The 18,130-nt window shown below is 34.6% G+C and carries 17 protein-coding genes and 1 other RNA gene; 9 read left to right on the top strand and 9 right to left on the bottom strand.

The window, feature by feature from the left end:
• Positions 1-27: 27 nt before the first annotated feature.
• Complete coding sequence (locus ABIL69_06310; GenBank protein MEO0123598.1) at positions 28-1,518, bottom strand: sigma-54-dependent Fis family transcriptional regulator; 1,491 nt, start codon at positions 1,516-1,518, stop codon at positions 28-30.
• 13 nt (positions 1,519-1,531) lie between these two features.
• A complete protein-coding gene (locus ABIL69_06305; GenBank protein MEO0123597.1) occupies positions 1,532-2,098 on the bottom strand; it encodes an RNA polymerase sigma factor in 567 nt (188 codons plus the stop codon).
• 95 nt (positions 2,099-2,193) lie between these two features.
• Between ABIL69_06305 and ABIL69_06300 the strand changes: the two genes are divergently transcribed.
• The 7 genes from ABIL69_06300 (at position 2,194) to ABIL69_06270 (ending at position 6,034) form a co-directional block, all read left to right on the top strand.
• The gene (locus tag ABIL69_06300) at positions 2,194-3,138 is read left to right on the top strand and encodes a prohibitin family protein (GenBank protein ID MEO0123596.1); all 945 of its coding nucleotides are present in this window, start codon (positions 2,194-2,196) and stop codon (positions 3,136-3,138) included.
• Between the two features lie 75 nt (positions 3,139-3,213).
• Positions 3,214-3,567, top strand: a transfer-messenger RNA (tmRNA) gene (gene ssrA / locus ABIL69_06295).
• Between the two features lie 93 nt (positions 3,568-3,660).
• Complete coding sequence (locus tag ABIL69_06290) at positions 3,661-3,918, top strand: GIY-YIG nuclease family protein (GenBank protein ID MEO0123595.1); 258 nt, start codon at positions 3,661-3,663, stop codon at positions 3,916-3,918.
• 200 nt (positions 3,919-4,118) lie between these two features.
• On the top strand, positions 4,119-4,487 hold the full coding sequence (locus ABIL69_06285) for a DUF2089 family protein (protein MEO0123594.1): 369 nt from the start codon (positions 4,119-4,121) through the stop codon (positions 4,485-4,487).
• 189 nt (positions 4,488-4,676) lie between these two features.
• Entirely contained in the window at positions 4,677-5,072 is a 396-nt protein-coding gene (locus ABIL69_06280; protein ID MEO0123593.1) for a hypothetical protein, read from the top strand.
• A 4-nt stretch (positions 5,073-5,076) separates the two neighbouring features.
• Positions 5,077-5,853, top strand: coding sequence for a DUF4097 family beta strand repeat-containing protein (locus ABIL69_06275; protein ID MEO0123592.1), 777 nt, complete (start codon positions 5,077-5,079; stop codon positions 5,851-5,853).
• 19 nt (positions 5,854-5,872) lie between these two features.
• Positions 5,873-6,034, top strand: coding sequence for a DUF5668 domain-containing protein (locus ABIL69_06270; GenBank protein ID MEO0123591.1), 162 nt, complete (start codon positions 5,873-5,875; stop codon positions 6,032-6,034).
• A gap of 42 nt (positions 6,035-6,076) precedes the next feature.
• Here the strand turns inward: ABIL69_06270 and ABIL69_06265 are convergent, their stop codons facing one another.
• The 7 genes from ABIL69_06265 to hslU are packed head-to-tail and all read right to left on the bottom strand — an operon-like array spanning position 6,077 to position 11,688.
• Complete coding sequence (locus ABIL69_06265; GenBank protein MEO0123590.1) at positions 6,077-6,208, bottom strand: hypothetical protein; 132 nt, start codon at positions 6,206-6,208, stop codon at positions 6,077-6,079.
• Positions 6,205-7,620: a D-alanyl-D-alanine carboxypeptidase/D-alanyl-D-alanine-endopeptidase gene (gene dacB, locus ABIL69_06260; protein MEO0123589.1), complete on the bottom strand. Its 1,416-nt coding sequence runs from the start codon at positions 7,618-7,620 to the stop codon at positions 6,205-6,207. The genes ABIL69_06265 and dacB overlap by 4 nt, the downstream gene beginning before the upstream one ends.
• A complete protein-coding gene (locus ABIL69_06255; protein ID MEO0123588.1) occupies positions 7,613-8,089 on the bottom strand; it encodes a DUF177 domain-containing protein in 477 nt (158 codons plus the stop codon). Before ABIL69_06255 ends, dacB begins: the two co-directional genes overlap by 8 nt.
• 50 nt (positions 8,090-8,139) lie before the next feature.
• On the bottom strand, positions 8,140-9,390 hold the full coding sequence (locus tag ABIL69_06250; GenBank protein MEO0123587.1) for an asparagine synthetase B: 1,251 nt from the start codon (positions 9,388-9,390) through the stop codon (positions 8,140-8,142).
• A 34-nt stretch (positions 9,391-9,424) separates the two neighbouring features.
• On the bottom strand, positions 9,425-9,886 hold the full coding sequence (locus tag ABIL69_06245) for a PTS sugar transporter subunit IIA (protein MEO0123586.1): 462 nt from the start codon (positions 9,884-9,886) through the stop codon (positions 9,425-9,427).
• A gap of 15 nt (positions 9,887-9,901) precedes the next feature.
• Positions 9,902-10,321 (bottom strand): hypothetical protein, encoded by a 420-nt coding sequence (locus ABIL69_06240; protein ID MEO0123585.1) that lies wholly within the window; start codon positions 10,319-10,321, stop codon positions 9,902-9,904.
• Between the two features lie 8 nt (positions 10,322-10,329).
• Positions 10,330-11,688, bottom strand: coding sequence for an ATP-dependent protease ATPase subunit HslU (hslU, locus tag ABIL69_06235; protein ID MEO0123584.1), 1,359 nt, complete (start codon positions 11,686-11,688; stop codon positions 10,330-10,332).
• An 88-nt stretch (positions 11,689-11,776) separates the two neighbouring features.
• On the opposite strand from hslU, the gene ABIL69_06230 reads away from it, so the two are divergent.
• Together ABIL69_06230 and ABIL69_06225 are read left to right on the top strand one after the other, a co-directional pair.
• Entirely contained in the window at positions 11,777-14,845 is a 3,069-nt protein-coding gene (locus ABIL69_06230) for a tetratricopeptide repeat protein (GenBank protein ID MEO0123583.1), read from the top strand.
• Positions 14,818-18,129 (top strand): tetratricopeptide repeat protein, encoded by a 3,312-nt coding sequence (locus tag ABIL69_06225; protein ID MEO0123582.1) that lies wholly within the window; start codon positions 14,818-14,820, stop codon positions 18,127-18,129. Before ABIL69_06230 ends, ABIL69_06225 begins: the two co-directional genes overlap by 28 nt.
• The last annotated feature ends 1 nt before the right edge of the window (position 18,130 follow it).

Here is an 18,130-nt window from a genome sequence, read left to right as displayed (position 1 = left end):
CCTGAAGGTTTGCCTTACATTTAATACTTATCTCTTTTTGTGTAAAAGTCTTGATAGATATGTAGGCTGGATCTTCAAAATTTTGCTTGCCTTTCTCTGATTCCCCCCGCATCTTTTGATCACTTCTTTGATGTATTTCATTTTGAATTCTTCAACTGCTTCTTTCAAATTTTTATCAAATGTCATTGGAAGTTCTACCGGCTCGGTCGGAAGCATTAATGCCTCATGTCTGATCGTGTCTGTATTTGTCAAAACCACTGCCCTTTCAATTACATTCTGTAATTCTCTTACATTTCCGGGCCATGGGTAATTTATCATTTTTTCAATAACTTCATCAGAAAACTTTTTTATATCTTTATTCATCTGTTTTGAATAATAACTTAAATAGTGTTCTGCGATTATTATTATATCATCTTTTCTGTCCCTTAAGGGTGGTATATATATTGGAAAAACATTTAAACGATAAAATAAATCTTCTCTGAATAACTTTTGCTTTATCTTTTCTTCAAGATTTTGATTTGTTGCAGCAATAACGCGCACATCAACCTTTATTGTCTTGGTCCCACCAAGTCGCTCAAACTCTTTTTCTTGTAATACCCGTAACAATTTACTCTGGGTTTCGGGAAGCATATCTCCAATTTCATCAAGAAAAATTGTGCCTTGATTTGCAAGTTCAAACCTGCCTTTATGCTGGGTGAGTGCCCCGGTAAAAGCCCCTTTTTCATATCCAAACAATTCACTTTCCAAAAGTGTGGATGGTATTGCTGCACAACTGACCGCAATGAATGGTTTATCTCTTCTCGGACTTAAACGGTGTATATAACGCGCAATTAGCTCTTTACCAGTTCCATTTTCACCCAAGATCAAAACTGAAGCATTGCTCTGGGCAACCTTTTCTGCGAGATTTAACACATTTTTAAATTGTTCACTCCTGCCAATAAGTGCATATCTTGAATCAATTTCATCTCTGAGTAATTCCTTATATTCATGGATTTTTAAATGGTTCTGTGCATTTTGGATAACCTGTGCTGCCTGATAAGCAATGAGCATGATTAAATTTTTATCTTCTTCTGTCCATTCTTGCTGGTCTTTTTTGTTTAATACTTCAATAACACCAATCGTTTTTCCTGTGATTTTCAAGGGTGCTGCAATTATGGAACGTGTGACAAAGCCTGTTGATTTATCAATCTTTGAATAAAAATCTTTATCTTTTGTTGTATCATTTACAATCTTTGGTTTACCTTCGCGCACACAGGCGCCGGCAATGCCTTTATCAAGTGGGACAGTTAGATTCTTCAATCTTTCAGATACTTCACCAGTAACACTGGCAAAATATAATTCATTTGTTGTCTCATCAAGCAATAATAGAGAACTCGCTTCGGCTTTAAGAAGATTTTTGGCACTTTCAATGATAATATCAAGAATTTTTGAGAGTTCAAGGGTTGAACTCAGAGAACTGGTCATTTCAAAAAGAATCTCAAGTTGTTCTCTGCCTATCTTTCTTATGATGCTTTCCATAATTTATTATAATTCAAAAATTATTCCCGTCAATATCTGATTTTTTATTACTGTGATATTTATTTTTCAATATTTCTCTCAATTTCATTCGCGCACGATGTAGTCGTGTTTTTATCGTAGTAATTGGTAAATCTAAAATTTTACTTATTTCCTGATAGGACAAATCTTCTTTGTGAAAAAAAATCATTATTTCACGGTCTAAAGGTGCCAATTTTTGTATTGCTTCTTCAATGGCTTGCATAATTTTTGCATTTCTATATTTTTCAATAAAATTTGCACTAATTGAATGTCTTTCATCAAGATACTCGTATTCAACCTTATTTTTCCTGAAGAAATCAATCACAAGATTATGGGCGATAGTAAGAAGATAAGTTCCAATCGGTTTATTGATATCAAATGTTTTGATACCTTTAAAAAATTTTATAAATACCTCAAATGTTATCTCTTCAGCATCATCATAATTTTTTACGAGCCTTAATATATAGCTGAATATACGTGCTTTGTAAAGATTTAGAATCTTTTCACAGGATTTTTCATCTCCGTCTATTATTTTTTTAATCAACTCTTTTTCGCTGTCCATATAATCAGTATACATAAATACACTAAAAAAGGCAAGTACATACTCTGTATTGATTATATTTGCATAGTGTATATAATCTTTGGAAAGGAGGTATTATGTTTATTCTTGGCTTAATGCTCATTATTGGTCTTTTTGTTTTCCGTTCTTTATATAAAGTAAAAGGTGAGGACCGAAGGATTGATAATATATTGAAGATACGGAACTATGTAACCTGGGGAGCGGGTATCATTGGAGGTCTGTTGATATTCTTTTCTTTACTTAGGATTGTTCCACCAGGTTCAGTGGGTGTTCAGATACTATTCGGTAGAGTTTTGACAAAGGCGACGCTTTCCGAGGGTTTGAATATAGTTAATCCCTTTGTCGACCTGCATATTATGAGTATAAGAACACAGGCATATACCATGTCTATCGCATACGAAGAGGGGCAGATTAAAGGTGATGATGCAATAACTGCATTAACAAGAGATGGGCTGGAAGTGAAGATGGATTTGACAGTCTGGTATCATTTAAACCCTGAAGAAGCAGGTAATGTATTCCAGAAAATAGGTGCTGATTATGTTGAAAAGATAGTTCGCCCAGCAGCAAGGACTGCAATAAGGAATACGACTTCAAAATATCAGGCAATAGAGATATATGCGGAAAAAAGGCAGGATCTTGAATCTGAGATTGAAAGACAACTTGCAGAGGATTTTAATAAAAGAGGTATTGTTCTTGAGAGGGTTTTATTGAGAAACATCAGTCTTCCAGCAAAGGTGAAGAATGCAATTGAAGCGAAACTTGAGGCAGAACAGGAAGCCCAAAAAATGGAGTTTGTATTATTAAAAGAAAAAAAAGAAGCGGAGAGAAAGAAAATCGAAGCTACCGGCATTGCCGAAGCCCAGCAAATAATTGCTCAGTCTCTGGTTGGTGACCGGGGGCGGGCATACCTTTCCTGGAAATACCTTGAGAACCTACAGCACCTTTATACTTCACCCAATAATACTATTGTTATTGCCCCTTATGATAAAAATTTCATCCCACTCCTACAGATAGGTAAGTAAGACTTAATTTTTTGTCTTGACAGGTATGAAAATCAAGATATAATATATTTTAGAAACATAGATGTCAAAATAAATGGGGGCGAATGGTTTTGACAGGGTGAATGGGGTGAAAGAGGGCATACCGAGGGTCCTGGTCACCTCGTTAATCCGACCATGAGAAAAAAACATCCTGCATACACAGGATACGCACTGGCTGCATAAATAAATGCAGTCACGTCTGTCCGGGATTGCCCGACCTGGAACAGGCGTCATAAAGGGCAAAACCCTATCATTCCTTAGCCTTTGGGGGTGATAGTGGCTTCTTAAAAGGCTCGCCCTGACCAACCCGTCCCCTGGTTAAGGTCAGGGGAGATTCATAAGGGGACTAAGTATGTAGTCCTCTTCACTGAAACACTCTGGACGCGGGTTCGATTCCCGCCGCCTCCACCAATTTTGCTCAAAACTATCAAGCGTTAGCGCAGATAGGTTTGAATGCAAAATTGAGTGTCCCGAATGAAATGAGGGGCACCAATAAATTTTTTTATGAATAAGTATTTTGTTTACATAATAAGCAGTGTTTCTGGGGATTATTATGTTGGAATCACCCAGGACTTAGTGGAACGGATAAAAAGGCATAATACCCAGCGGGGAAGTAAATTTACCAAGAATAAAGGTCCTTTTTCACTGGTTTATTATGAGGAATTTTCTGATTTGAGTTCTGCGTTGAATCGGGAGAGACAGATAAAATCTTTTTCGCGACGGAAGAAAGAAGAACTTATCATTGATTTTGGGAAAAAATAACGGGTTCGATTTCCCTCGCTGTGCTCGGGACTTCGTATTTTGCACTGCGTTTGAAATACTCAGCCCGCCTGCCATTCACCAATTTTGCTCAAAACTATCAAGCGTTAGCGCAGATAGGTTTGAATGCAAAAACACTATATTTTAAATTTTATTCATTTTATCCCTTGACATTTTAAAAAATTTGATTATAATATATATGTATGATTAAAAAAATTAAAAACTGTCCACTTTGTGGTGGAGAAATGGTTATAAGTGAACTTAGGTGTAAAAAATGTGATTTAAGGGTGAAAAAAGATCTTTCGCCTTGCGAATTCTGCCAATTACCCGAAGAAGATTATGAATTCTTGAAAATATTCTTAAGGACTGAAGGAAAGATAACAGATATTGAGAAGATATTGGGTGTTTCATATCCTACTATAAAATCAAAGATCGACCACTTATTGAATAGTTTGAATCTAAAACCCTACGAAGAACCTATTGACCCTATAGATGGTATTGCAAAAGGGAAATTGACCGTGGATGAGGCAATTGCTATTTTGAAGAGTAGGAAAAAAGGAGGTGCAAAATAAAGTCGTTTATGTTGCCAACCTTAGATGCCATTTTTATTATCTTTATTGGTTTGTTGATATGGTTTTCAAATCTTGGCTTATTGCCTATAAACTGGCACAAGGATTGGCCATTGATACTAATTTTATTTGGAGTATTACAGTTGATTAAAATATTCTTAAAAAGGCGAAGATAAAAAATAGGAGGTTAAAATGTCAGAAGAAAGAAGAAAGATTTTGAATATGGTCGCTGAAGGAAAAGTAACGCCTGAAGAAGCAGAGCGTCTTTTGTCGGTTTTAAAAGATACAACAGATAAGGCTCATTTTTTTAGAGTCCGTGTTTATGACCGCAATAATGATAAGATAAAGGTAAAGGTTGATATCCCGATTGGTGTTTTGAGGTTGTTATTAAAATTTGGTGCAACATTTCAGGGGCTGGCACCAGATGGTTTCAAAATGAACATAAAAGGAAAAGAATTCCATCTTGATGAGTTCACTCCGGAAATGATTGACAAAATTGTCGGTGAGTTAGGAGAAAGCGGCAGATTCAACCTCGTTGAAGTGGAAAGTACTGAAGATAATGAGCGGGTGGAGGTGTATATTGAATGAACAAATGAAGATATTGAAGCTCCTTGAAGAGGGTAAGATAACGGCGGAAGAGGCAGCAAGGCTTCTTGAAGCAGTCAGGGATTCTGAATCAAAGAAAAAACGCAATTTTTTCTGGGAGGGAATGGGTTCATTCTCTGATATTATGTCGGATATGATGGGTGCGATTTTCAGTACTTCTTTTAAAAATCACTCTACATCAGAGAAAATAGAAATTCCAGGGAAGAAAAAACTTGAATTTAAAGGAATAAGCGGTGATCTTGAGATAAAGGGAAATGACATTAATAATTTTATCATAGAAAAGGATGGTATAGTCAGAATATATGAAGAGAATGATGTATTATTGATAAAAACAATTAGCGGCGACATAAAAATAGATGCGCCAAGGAATATTAATGTTGAAATAAAGGGTGTATCAGGAGATTTGATAGTGGAGAATATAAATGGTAGGATTGAAATTCTTTCAGTATCAGGAAATATTGTCGGCAAAGGATTGAGCGGTCGTTTTGTCGGTGAATTTGTTTCAGGCGATGTTGAACTTGAATATCAAAATGTGGATGGAATAGTGATAAAAGCGCGTTCCGGTGATGTGGTTTTAAAAATTAGCGATAAGACCGAAGCAGAGATTGAAATATCAAGTATGAATGGAGATATACATTGTGATTTTCCGTTGAAAGATACAATTAAGAAAAATAATTTTCTCAAAGGAATTTTAAACTCTCCTAAGGCTAAGATTTTGATAGATAACCGCTATGGTGATGTAAGGATAGAAAAGAAGATTTGAAATATTAAATGGAGGTATAATGGGTTGTGGATTATTCTGGGCGTTATTTTTAATCATTATCGGAGTCTGGATTTGGGCTTCTAATTATGGTTTCCGTTTTTCATTTTATCGTGATTGGCCAATAATATTCGTTATCATTGGACTTATGGTTCTGTTAAGAATTTTGCGTCGTCGCAGGTAGTTTTCTCTTCAGTCAAAGAAAGATAAGTTGCGGGCGAATTATTTATTTTACAATTAATTTATAGAGAATAAATATTATCACCAGCATCAATATCAAACCAAACCCGACGAATCTCATTGGCTGGTAATGCTTCCGCGGAGGAATGATACGGTGCTTTTTTTTGAAATCTATCATTGCTTTATAACCTCCATTGGATTTAACAGACCTGTATCATCTACTTTTAATTTGTGAACTTCTTCAACAAATGAACGAATAATTTTTTCTTGGATTTGTGTAATTTTTCTTGTCGGACAGGTAAAATTGTTGAAGAGCATTGAAAACGCATAATCTTGGCCATTGATGATTTTGAGATACCCACTTAAACAAGAAGTTGCTTGAATAGCACCGGTTTTTGCTCTAAGTGTATCGGAAAAACCGTTAAATCGTGCCTTCAGCGTTCCTTTTCCGGGTTCGGGGAGCGAGTTGTAAAAATCTTCAAAGAGATAGCTATTATACATAAATTTAAGAACCGCAATCAATGCTGCAGGTGAGACAAGATTATTTTTTGAAAGTCCTGAACCATCCCATATAGATATATTTTGTGTGTCAACCCCGCAAACATTAAGAAATTCTTTTACCGCATTCAATCCGGAATTAAAACTTCCTTCTTTGTATCTAAATGCACCAAGAGTTTTTAATAAAATTTCAGCATAAAGATTTTCACTTTCAGTATTTGTTTCTTTTATTATTTCCGATAGAGCAGGGGAGAGGATCGAATCAATTAAAAGCGGCTGTGTCTGGTTTAAAAACAATTCATAAGTTTTAATTCTTGATACAGGATTTGAGATTTTTATATTACTGGCAATTAACCTTTCTTTAAAGTATTCTCCAACGAACATCGCTGGGTCTTTAACCGCCACATTAATATCCCTCGCGTTTTTAATGTTTATAAATCCATCAACTACGATAGTATTCTCCTCTGGCTTTCGGTAAATTATTATATTTTCTGAATTTGCCGTTGTCGTCATACGATTGATCAATTTTATATAACCTGTGGCAGGATATATATAAACATTTGCTAATTCTCCGACATTTGTGGGACGTAATCTTACTGATACAACATTTTTGTTAAATGAGAGGGCACTTATTTCTGGTGCATATTTTGCATCAAGATAATGCCAGGACCAGCCAGCAGGGAGTCGTTCATCAGTGAAATAATCATCAATGATAATTATCCCGCCGTTTATTTCAATGATTCCAAGAGATTTGATTTTATTCACAAATCTTTCAAGATTTTCAAGACTAAAATAAGGGTCACCACGCCCTTGTAAGATAATATCTCCATACAATTTTTTATCTTTTATTGTACCTCTTAGATAAAGGCAGGTTTTATATCGGAATTCTTTGCCAAGAAAATATAATGATGCAGCAGTCGTAATAATTTTCATATTTGATGCAGGCACCAGCAACTTTTCTCCATTGTAATTGTAGATAATACTGTCTTTATTTAAATCTAAAATGATGATTCCATAATGGGCATTTTTCAATTCTGGCACATTGATGATTGTGTCAATAGAAAGAATGCTTAATATAAGAAGGTTAAGCATTTTTTGTTTTCGGTGTGAACAGGCCAGACTTTATAATTTTACAATTGCATTTTTCTCTGTTCAGATTTTTTCCACAGATTGGGCAAATGCCTTTACACTCTTTATTGCATAAAGGCGCTGGGGGAATAGCAAGAATGATTATTTCTCTAATACCAATGCTGAGATCAATATCGGGTCCGGTATAATATACTTTATCTATGTCGCCAGATTTTAATTCAACTTTTTCCGAGGATAAAAGTGGGTCTTTCCCTGCAACATAATCGAGGTGCAACGACTCATTAAAATCCTGCGTGAAGGAAGTAAGACACCTTGCGCATGTAAGTTCAACATTGAATTGAACATTGAAGTCTGCACTCACGCCGAGTGCCTTTTTTGTAATACTTATCCTGGCATTTACTATTTTCAGACTGGTAAAATACTTTTTCTCGGCAAGATTTAATTCTTTCTCTTCTAAATCGTCAAATACCAATATTTCTCTTTCTTTAATTTCAATTAAGGGGATTGACAATCTTGATTTATTTATGTTTTTAACTCCTTTTTTCTCGCAGCAGGAAAGAGCACATTGTTGAGAATTAAACGATATCCTGGTGAATTTTTATAATTTCTCAGATCAGTAGGGGGGTCACCCACAAAATGCTGGTAATCTTCAGGGTCATGCCCAGCAAGATAAGTAAATGTTCCTTTACCAAAATTTCCGTGAATATACTTAATTTCTTCTGTTCCTATAACTTCACCGAGCACGAGGACTGATGGTTTAAGTGTATTTCTTCTAAATCCCGAACATTGTCCTAAAAATTCTTTAACGAGAGAAGTATGATTTTGAACGAGCATACAAGGGACAGGATCAAACTTGGCACTGAAATCAAATAATGAAAAATATGTATTTGGTCCTCGCTGGGCTGCTTCAATACTAACATCTATCGTTGAGTGTTCATATACAAGTGGGTCAAGGATGACCTGAAAATTTTCAAAGGCGAGACATTGTGAAAAATCAAGTTTATTATTAGCATTATAGTCAAATGGGTCACCGTCAAAAACATTATGGCATATATCGGTGAATTGTGCGGCAAGTGCTATCTCCCATGTATCACAAGCAGAACACATTGAAAATACAAAACCACCTTGATTTATATAATCTTTTATCGCAAGTGCGACAGCAAGTTTTAATTGGGATACTTTTTTGAATCCCAGTTTTTTTGCCATTGTTTCATTTTTTATCACTTCTTCTTGATACCACTCGGTGTTATGGTATCCCGCATAAAATTTTCCATATTGCCCGGTAAAATCTTCATGATGTAAATGGAGCCAATCATATTTTGTGAGTTTTCCTTTTAATACATCCTCATCCCAGATTTGTTCGTAAGGAATCTTAGCGTATTCAAGGGCAAGGGTTACTGCATCATCCCAGGGTTCAAAATTTTCAGGAATATAGACTGCTATCTTCGGCGCCTTTTCCAGAAGTATTGATTCCATATTATTGTCCTGTATCATTTGATAAATTTCTAACACTTGAGATGGTGCAACTATTTCCAATTTAACGTTTTCAAATGCGCATTCTTTTTCTATTATTGAACTATAATCCATAAGAAAAGAACCACCTCGATAGTTTAGCAACCATTCCACAGTAATGCCATATTGAAGGGCGTGGTAGGCAATGCCGTAAGCTTTTAGGTGCTCGGTTTGAGATAAATCCATAGGGATCAGAATTTTATTTGCGAATGATTGGGTATAAAACGATAAAATTAGAATAATTAAATATAATCTCGGCATCCTTTTTAGAATTAAATTCAAATGCATAGGGTTTCTATTCTTCGTTATTTTTAATTATATTAAGAACCTCCTGTGGATTGCTGGCATTTTTCAATTGTTCTCTTACGGGCAGTTTCCTTAAAAGTCTGGATAGTTTCGCCAGCGCAATTATGTATTCTGATTTTTTATTCTCGGGGGAGGCTATTAAAAAAATTATGTGAGATGGTTTCCCATCAATAGATGAAAAGTCAATACCAGCTGAGGAGCGTGCAAAGACAAGAACGAGGTCGTCTACTGAGTCAGTACGTGCATGGGGAATTGCGATGCCATCTCCAATTCCCGTAGATTCAAGATTTTCTCTCTTTGCCAGCGCTTCAAATAATTGTTCACGGTTGCGGGCGATATTTTTATCAACCATAAATTCAACCAGCTCTCTTATCGCTGCCAATTTTTCTGTGGCATTCATTTCCATAATGACTGCCTCAGGTTTGAGAAAGTTTGAAATTTTTAATTCCATTACACCCCCTTTTATTTATAAACCAAATACCGGCACGGTTGCCGAGACAAAAATTTTTTTTGTTTCTTCGCGTTTCTTAACCAGGATTAAATTAATTTTATAATTTTCCAAATATTTTTTAATTACTCTCGGAACCTGGCCATTCTCCATATGGAGAGAAGTCCTTACTCCATTTTCAACTGCTTCATCTTCAACAAGATACAGCATTTCCCAACCTTCTTCTTCAATTCTTTGTTTTATTGATTCAATATTTTCGTGAGTTATAGAAGCTAATTTTGATATTCTATGTTCTTCGAGAACAAATAGAACAAAGAGTTGACTTTTGAATAATTTACAAAATTGAATTGCTGGAGTGAATATCCCCTGGTCAGTATTATCAACGACATAAAGTAAAACTCTGGGGAATTCTATAGTATTGAATTCTTTGGTCTCCATATTAGAGACTAAAGAATATACCTTGATACGTCAACATTTTTCACTATTTCAGCAAGTTTCCTGTGCACATAATCACCTGTAATTTTTATACTTTTCATACTGATGTTTGGTGCGGTGAATAAAAGTTCTTCCAGCAATTTGGACATCACTGTGTGTAGTCTTCGTGCGCCAATATTTTCGGTAGATTCATTTACCTTCGCGGCTGTCTCCGCAATAGCATTGATGGCGTCATCGGTGAACTCTAATTCAATACCCTCGGTTTTAAATAGGGCAATGTATTGTTTTATAAGAGAATTATCTGGTTCCACAAGAATTCTACAAAAATCTTCTTTCGTTAATGGTGAGAGTTCAACTCTGATCGGAAATCTTCCCTGCAACTCGGGTATCAAGTCCGAAGGCTTTTTATTATGAAATGCACCAGCCGCAATGAATAGAATGTGGTCAGTTTTTACCATTCCGTATTTTGTCATTACGCTTGAACCTTCCACAATGGGTAAGAGGTCCCTTTGAACACCCTCACGGGATACATCCGGTCCACTTGTGATACCACCACCTGCGATTTTGTCAATTTCGTCTATGAATATGATACCAGTTTGTTCGGCACGTTCCCTCGCTTCACTTATAACTTCATCCATGTCAATCAGCCGGTCTGTTTCTTCCATTTGAAGATACTTCATGGCTTCTTTAACTGTCATTTTTTTCTTCTTTTTCTTTTTAGGCAATTTGTTGCCCAGTGCTTCTTCAATTGCAATACTAAAATCTTCAACACCTGCCTGACTGAAAATTTCAATAAGTGGTGTTGCCTTCCGTGTTACTTCTATTTCAACAATCCGGTCATCAAGTTTATTGGCTCTTAGCAATGCCCTGATTTTTTCACGGGTTTGATCACTGATTCCATTTTTATCATTCCGAGTTGGGCTTGGTAAGATTATATCAAGTATTCTTTCTTCGGCATACTGACGTGCCTTTTCTTCAACTGTGCGGTACTTTTCCTGACGAACCATGTTCACTGCAATTTCGACAAGGTCGCGAACCATTGATTCAACATCCCTTCCTACATAACCTACTTCTGTATAGCGTGAGGCTTCAACTTTAACAAAAGGGGCATTTGCCAGATCTGCTAACCTTCTTGCGATTTCAGTTTTGCCAACGCCGGTTGGTCCAATAAGTATAATATTGTTAGGGTATATTTCTTCTTTAATTTTTCCTTTGACTCTCTGACGGCGCCAGCGGTTCCTTAAAGCAATTGCGACTGCCTTTTTTGCCTCCGATTGCCCAATGATATAACGGTCAAGCCGGGCAACAATCTCTTCAGGAGTAAAATAATCTTCAGTTATTGGGGATTTTTTGATGGCTTTTGCTTCCATCACTTATATTATATTGAATATTTTTAGAAAGTCAAGAAGAATTTTTGAATATACTTGAATTTTTTAATAATTTTTATATAATCAAAATGTGAATGAAAAGAGATTGGCAACGCTTCTTTACGCTGATATCTCTGGATTTACTGAATTAACTAATAAGATTGGGGCGGAAAAAACAACTGATTTTATAAATGAGTGTTTTAATAATATTGATTTAATAATCCATAGCCATTATGGGACAATAATCAGACATGAGGGAGACAGAGTGGTTGCCATATTCGGGTTCCCGCGTTCTTATGGAAATGATTCAAGTAATGCATTATGGAGTGCCTTAAGGATTCAGGAGGCAATGAAGAAAATGCGTTATCAAGTAGATGTCCATATTGGGGTTGGAACCGGCGAGATTCTGATATTGGGAGAAGAAATATACGGACATCTATTTGATGAAGTTTCCCATCTGGAGGAAATTGCAGAAAAAGGGGAGATTCTCGTTAATGAAAAATGTTATGATATCAATAAAGATTACTTTTTGTTTGAGAAATCCAAGGAGGGTTTTCAAGTTAAGGAAAAAATTATTCCGGGTGTTGCTTTTCCTTTTTTCTTTGAATATCGGAGTGAAGAGTTTGAAAAAATTTATAACGCACTTTTAAAGATACCTAAATTTATAATCATTTCGGGCGATATGGGAATTGGGAAAACAGTTTTTATAAATGAGGCTATAAATAGAATTAACAAAAACAATATATTTAATGTATATGAAACAACTTTTAACGAACAAGATTATCTTATCCCTTGCTCAGCCTTTATGAAAATTGTATATCAGATTTCCCCAGATTTTACTCTTCCTCCGGGTGAAGAGAATTATAAATTTAAATTATTCCGGGAGATGCTAAGCGTGTTTATACAATCATCAAAAACAAAACCGGTAATAATTATTTTAAAGAATGTTGAAGTTATTGATGAACATTCGCTGAGTTTTCTTGAATATTTGAAAGGAAACATTCAAAATAACAAAATTACTATTATTATTGAAGTACGGGATAAAAATTTACCGATTATAGAGAAAATAATAGGGGATATAAAAAAAAGTGTTGAATTTATAGAACTTAAGCCATTGCCTGATTGTGCTATTTTAGATATAGTTGCTTATCATCTTAAGGATTATTTTATTACCGATGAATTTAAAAAAGATATTGTAAATTTGTGCCGTGGTAATCCTTATTATGCCATGGAAATAAGTATTTTAATTAAGAATTCATTTCCTATGGGTAGTGAATTAAAAAAATTGCCAAATTCTTGGAGAATTAAAGAAATTACTGAGGCAATTGTTGATTCAATACCGAGGAATTATTTAAAAGGATTATGTATTTTAAGTCTCATAAATGATGAAATAGATTATCAAATAATTCTAAAAGTGTTACCAGATGCAAATGAATTCTTAAATTACTGTCTTAATAGAGGGCTATTATATTACAAAGATTCAAAAATATATTTTAACTCGGATACCCTGCGTGAATGTATAGGGACACGGTTAACAAAAAAAAATCGTCAGGAAATTCATTTAAAGATTGCAGATGCATTGAAAGAGAATGCAAATCAATTGGGAAGTTATGGACTTGTTGCATTTCATTTAAAAGAAGCAGGCGAAATAAAAGATGCATATCTCTTTTTAATAAAATGGGCAGATTATCTTGAAAAAGAGTTTTCTTATGAGAAATGTTTAACGGTTTATAACGAACTTTTAGACCTGGTAACAACAAATGAAGATGAAAAATGTGATATATTAATTAAAAAAATAAATTTGCTTCATATGATTGGCGATAGAAACGAAGAATTAAAGACAATAAATGATTTGTATAAACTTGCGGTAAAAATAAATAATTTGGATTATCAACGGAAGGCAATGTTGAAACAGGCTGAATATTTTGAGTCAATCGCAGATTATGATAGTGCATTAGAAATTTTAAATAGATTGAATAAAGAAAAACAAGAAACACTGATACTTGAAAGAATGGGCATTAATTATTATAATAAGAATGAAATTTCTCAGGCTTTGAGAATTTTTAATTTGGCATTAGATTCTATGAAAGAAAGTGATAATTATAAGCTCATAGGAAATATTTTAAAGGGCGTTGGACTCTGTTACTGGAAACTTGGGGATAAAGAGCAGGCGCTTATTTATTATTCAAAAGCAAAGACAATGTACGAAAAAGGAGAGGATAAAATCGCATTGAGTAGATTGAATGTGAACATTGCTAATGTTTATTATTATTTAAACAAATTTGAACAATCCCTAATTTATTATAAAGATGCGCTTAATATTGCTCGTAAGATTAACGATTCACTTTTTGTTGCGCAGATACTTTCTAATATAGGGGGAGTCCATATCCAATTTGGTGAGTATGAAGAGGCATTAAAAAATTTTCAAGAGGCGTTAGAGATAGATCGTAGGAAATTAAATAGAAAAGGAGAGGCAATAAGATTGTCAAATATCGGGCATATTTACGGGGTATTAGGCGATATTGAGAAGGCCTTCGAATGCTTTATGCAAGCCTTACAAATTGACGAGTCGATAAAGAACAAATCTGGAATGGCAATCCGTTATGGAAATATTGCCACCTGCTCTCTACAAAGTGGTAAATATGATGAGGCAGTTGGGTATCTTAAGAACGCAATTGAAATTTCGAAAGAGATTGGCTCCAAAGAATATCTGGCATATTATCATAATCTATTAGGGATTGTGTATTTACAGGTGGGGCATTTAAATTATGCCGAGGAAGAACTTAAAATTGCACTTTCTCTGGCACGGGAAGTGAAGAATCCATCATACGAGATAATTGCACAATCCAATTTTGCACTTTTATGGTTAAAAAGAGATGATATAAAAAAGGCATTTCAATACTCAAGCTGGGCGGTTGAAAAACTTTTAAGTATACAGGAGATTGAAGGAGATAAAGAACAAATTTACTACACCCATTATAAAATTCTGAATAAAATTAATAGAACGAAGGAGGCATACAAATTTTTGCAATTTTCTTATGACATTGTTGTTTCTCGTGCCCAAAAGATTAAAAATTTTGAATATCAAAATAAATTTTTGAATTTACCTAACAACAAGGAGATAATTGAAGAATGGAAAAAGATAGAGAAGCGAGGTTAAAACCCTGTGTAATTCTGTTTGCTGAAGTTACGCAGATAGATTCCTGGAAGCAAGAGTTGGATACCGAAGAATATGTTGAATTTATAAAAACTGTATTTAATGAATTGGACGAGGCGATTAAGTTGTATGAAGGAAACATTGACAAACATGAAGGTAGAGTTTTAATGGCAACATTTGGTGTACCATCTGCCCATGAAGAGGACCCGGAAAGGGCGATCAAATCAGGTTTATTGATGCTCAATCAGATTTCAAAACTAAAAGAAAAAATCAAGAAACCTTTGGGTTTAAGGATCGGCATAAACTTAGGACGGGTATATGCTGCATCGGTTGGTTCAAAGATTAAATCCGAATATACCGTAATGGGCGATGCGGTCAATTTTGCCGCAAGGATAATGGAATATGCAAAGGAAAACGAATTGCTTGTGAGCGATGAAGTCTATCAAATTACTAAACCGGTTTTTGAGTTTTCAGAACCTTTGCGATTTTTACCACAGGGGTCAAAACAGGAAATAATTGTGTATAATGTACAGAGGCAGAAGACCGGATTTGTAAAGAGAAGGGGAATTGAAGGTTTAAGTTCACCACTTGTGGACCGAAAACAGGAATTGGTTATTCTTTCCCATTTTATTGAAGAACTATTTTTAGGAAAGGGTAATATTGTTCTTATACTTGGAGAAGCTGGCGTGGGAAAGTCACGGTTACTTGAAGAACTATTCACGCAGTCATTGAGTATGGCGCTGGAAAAGGTAAAGAATATAAACTGGTGTATTGGTAGGTGTTCGCCCTATCGTGAAACACTTTATTATCCATTTTTGGAAATTCTTAAACAAATTTTTGACATAAGAACTGAAGATAGCGAAATGTCGATGATGGCAAAACTTTTAACTACAGTTGAAAGACTTATGGGTGAAAAGGCAGAGGATATATTCCCTTATATCGCAGAACTTTTTAATATTAAACTTGCTGCAAAATACGAAGAAAAGGTTAAATATTTAAAACCCGAAGAAATAAAATTGCAGATTTTTAATGCCGTGAGTCAGATTTTAGAGAATTATGCACAAAAAAATCCTGCTGTTTATTGCATCGACGATTTGTATCTTTCTGACGAATCAACTCTTGAGTTACTGCGATTTTTCTTGCAGACACACAGCGGAATTAAAGCACTCATAATTTTAATTTCACGTCCCGAAAAGAATAAACCATTCTGGCAGATAAAAGAACAATTAAAAAAGGAAATTAAAATAAATGAAATTTATCTTAAACCTTTAACCAGAGAAGAAACCTTGGAACTGTCAAAAAATTTACTAAAAATACCAAAATTGCCCGAAGATTTAGTAGAAAAGATAGTAAGTGATGCAGGCGGCAACCCATTCTTTCTTGAAGAATTAATCAAATTTTTAATTTCTAAGGGTATAATTTATCGGCGTGGCAATGAGTGGCTGGCGAGCGAAAGAGAGATTGAATTTGATATTCCTTATACAATTGAAGGTATAATACAGGCGTCATATGATACATTGAGTCCCGAATTGAGAGATTTACTCTCTGAAATGGCAGTTTTAGGAAGGACATTTAATAAAAAGGTATTGCAGGGATTCACACGATTCTGGGATAATCTTGATAATCTAATAAACCGACTTTTAGAAATTGGCTACATTTACACAAATAATCACCAGGATTATGCATTCAATCATGCACTGGTTCGAGAGTCAATCTATAAAAGTATTCCTGATAAGAAAGTAAAAGAATTACATCTTTTGGTTGCGAAAACTATCGAATCATTATTTTCTGAACGGATTGCAGAATTTTACGATGTTCTTTTTGAACATTATGCGAAAGCAGATTGTAAAGATAAGGCAATTTATTATGCTTTGAAAGCGGGCGAAAATGCACAAAAATGCTACGCAAATATGGAAGCAATTTCGTATTATTTATATGTACTTAAGGAATTAAAGCCTGATACCGACGAAGATAGCAAAACTATTTTTGATACAATGTATAAATTGGGAGGAATATATAGTAGAATAGGATGTTGCGAAGATGCTATTGAGCTTTATGAAAGGGCATTTAAAATAGCACATAGCACACTTGATAAGGTCAAAATACTTAATCAAATGGCAGATGCATATCAGAGAATCAGTGACTATGAAAAAGCGCTGCAAATTTATGACGAATCATTAAAATTACTTATAGATTTCTCCGAGGAGGAAAAGTTCGACACCTGGCTTGGTATTGCCTGGATATACTATCTCAAGGGCGAATTAAAACAGGCACGTAATGTTCTTGAACAGATACTAACAAATGTGAAAGATGCCCCCAATATTCAAACCAAGAAAAAAATCGCAAGGGTTTATAATCAACTTGGTTCAATCTATTCTCATACTGGTGAATATGAAAAATCTTTTGAGGCGTATAGTAAGGCATTAAAGATATACGAAATGTTAGAGGATATACCTGGTATGGCGGTTATATACAATAATATTTGTGGTTATTATACGCGTCAATCAGATTACTATAAGGCGCTTGAATATCTTAACAAATCGCTTGAGATAGATATAAAAACAGGTAATCTCCTTGCCCGTGCGATTGCTACTTACAATATCGGCAACACATATTATCAACTTGGTGCATTAGATAAGGCAGAAGAAAAATATAATGAATATTTAAATATAAATGCCCAGATAAACAATCAACTTGGTAATGGCTACGGAAATTATGGCCTTGGTAACATTTATCTTGAAAAGGGTGACCTACCAAAAGCAGAATATTATTTTAAAAATGCTTATGAAATATTTGTTAAATTAGGAAGTGTTAGGAACGCAAATGAAGTAATGATAAGTCTTGCTGAATTGGAGACAGAAAAAGGTAATTATGAAAAGGCATTTAATATGTTTGAGGAATTAGAAAAAAGGTGTGAAGAATTATTTGATCCTGAAAGTAAACTAACTTGTATAATTGGCAGGGCAAAGGTGAAAATAAAACAATCAATTATTGAAAAAAAATTACTCGTTACACATTTATACACAGCACTTGATCTGCTAAAAACTGCCCTTGGATATGAAAAGGTTGAATATGATAACGAAACCAAATTTGTAATAAATTTTTATCTGGCGCAGGTTTATTATTATTTAACGAAGATAACTGAATCAAAGAATCATTTATCTGTCGCTGATAAGTTACTTGAGGAAATTTTAAGTAAAATACCCGAGGGAGAACCACGGGATATTTTTCTGAAAAAGAAGATATACGCTGAATTCAAAAATTTCAAAAATTTATTACAAACTTAAC

This window comes from candidate division WOR-3 bacterium (genome assembly GCA_039802005.1).
Lineage (GTDB): Bacteria > Hydrothermota > Tepidihabitantia > SM23-42 > JAOAFX01 > JAOAFX01.
The sequence above is the reverse complement of the archived record's forward strand: the minus strand, read 5'-3'. Positions and strand labels throughout refer to the sequence as shown.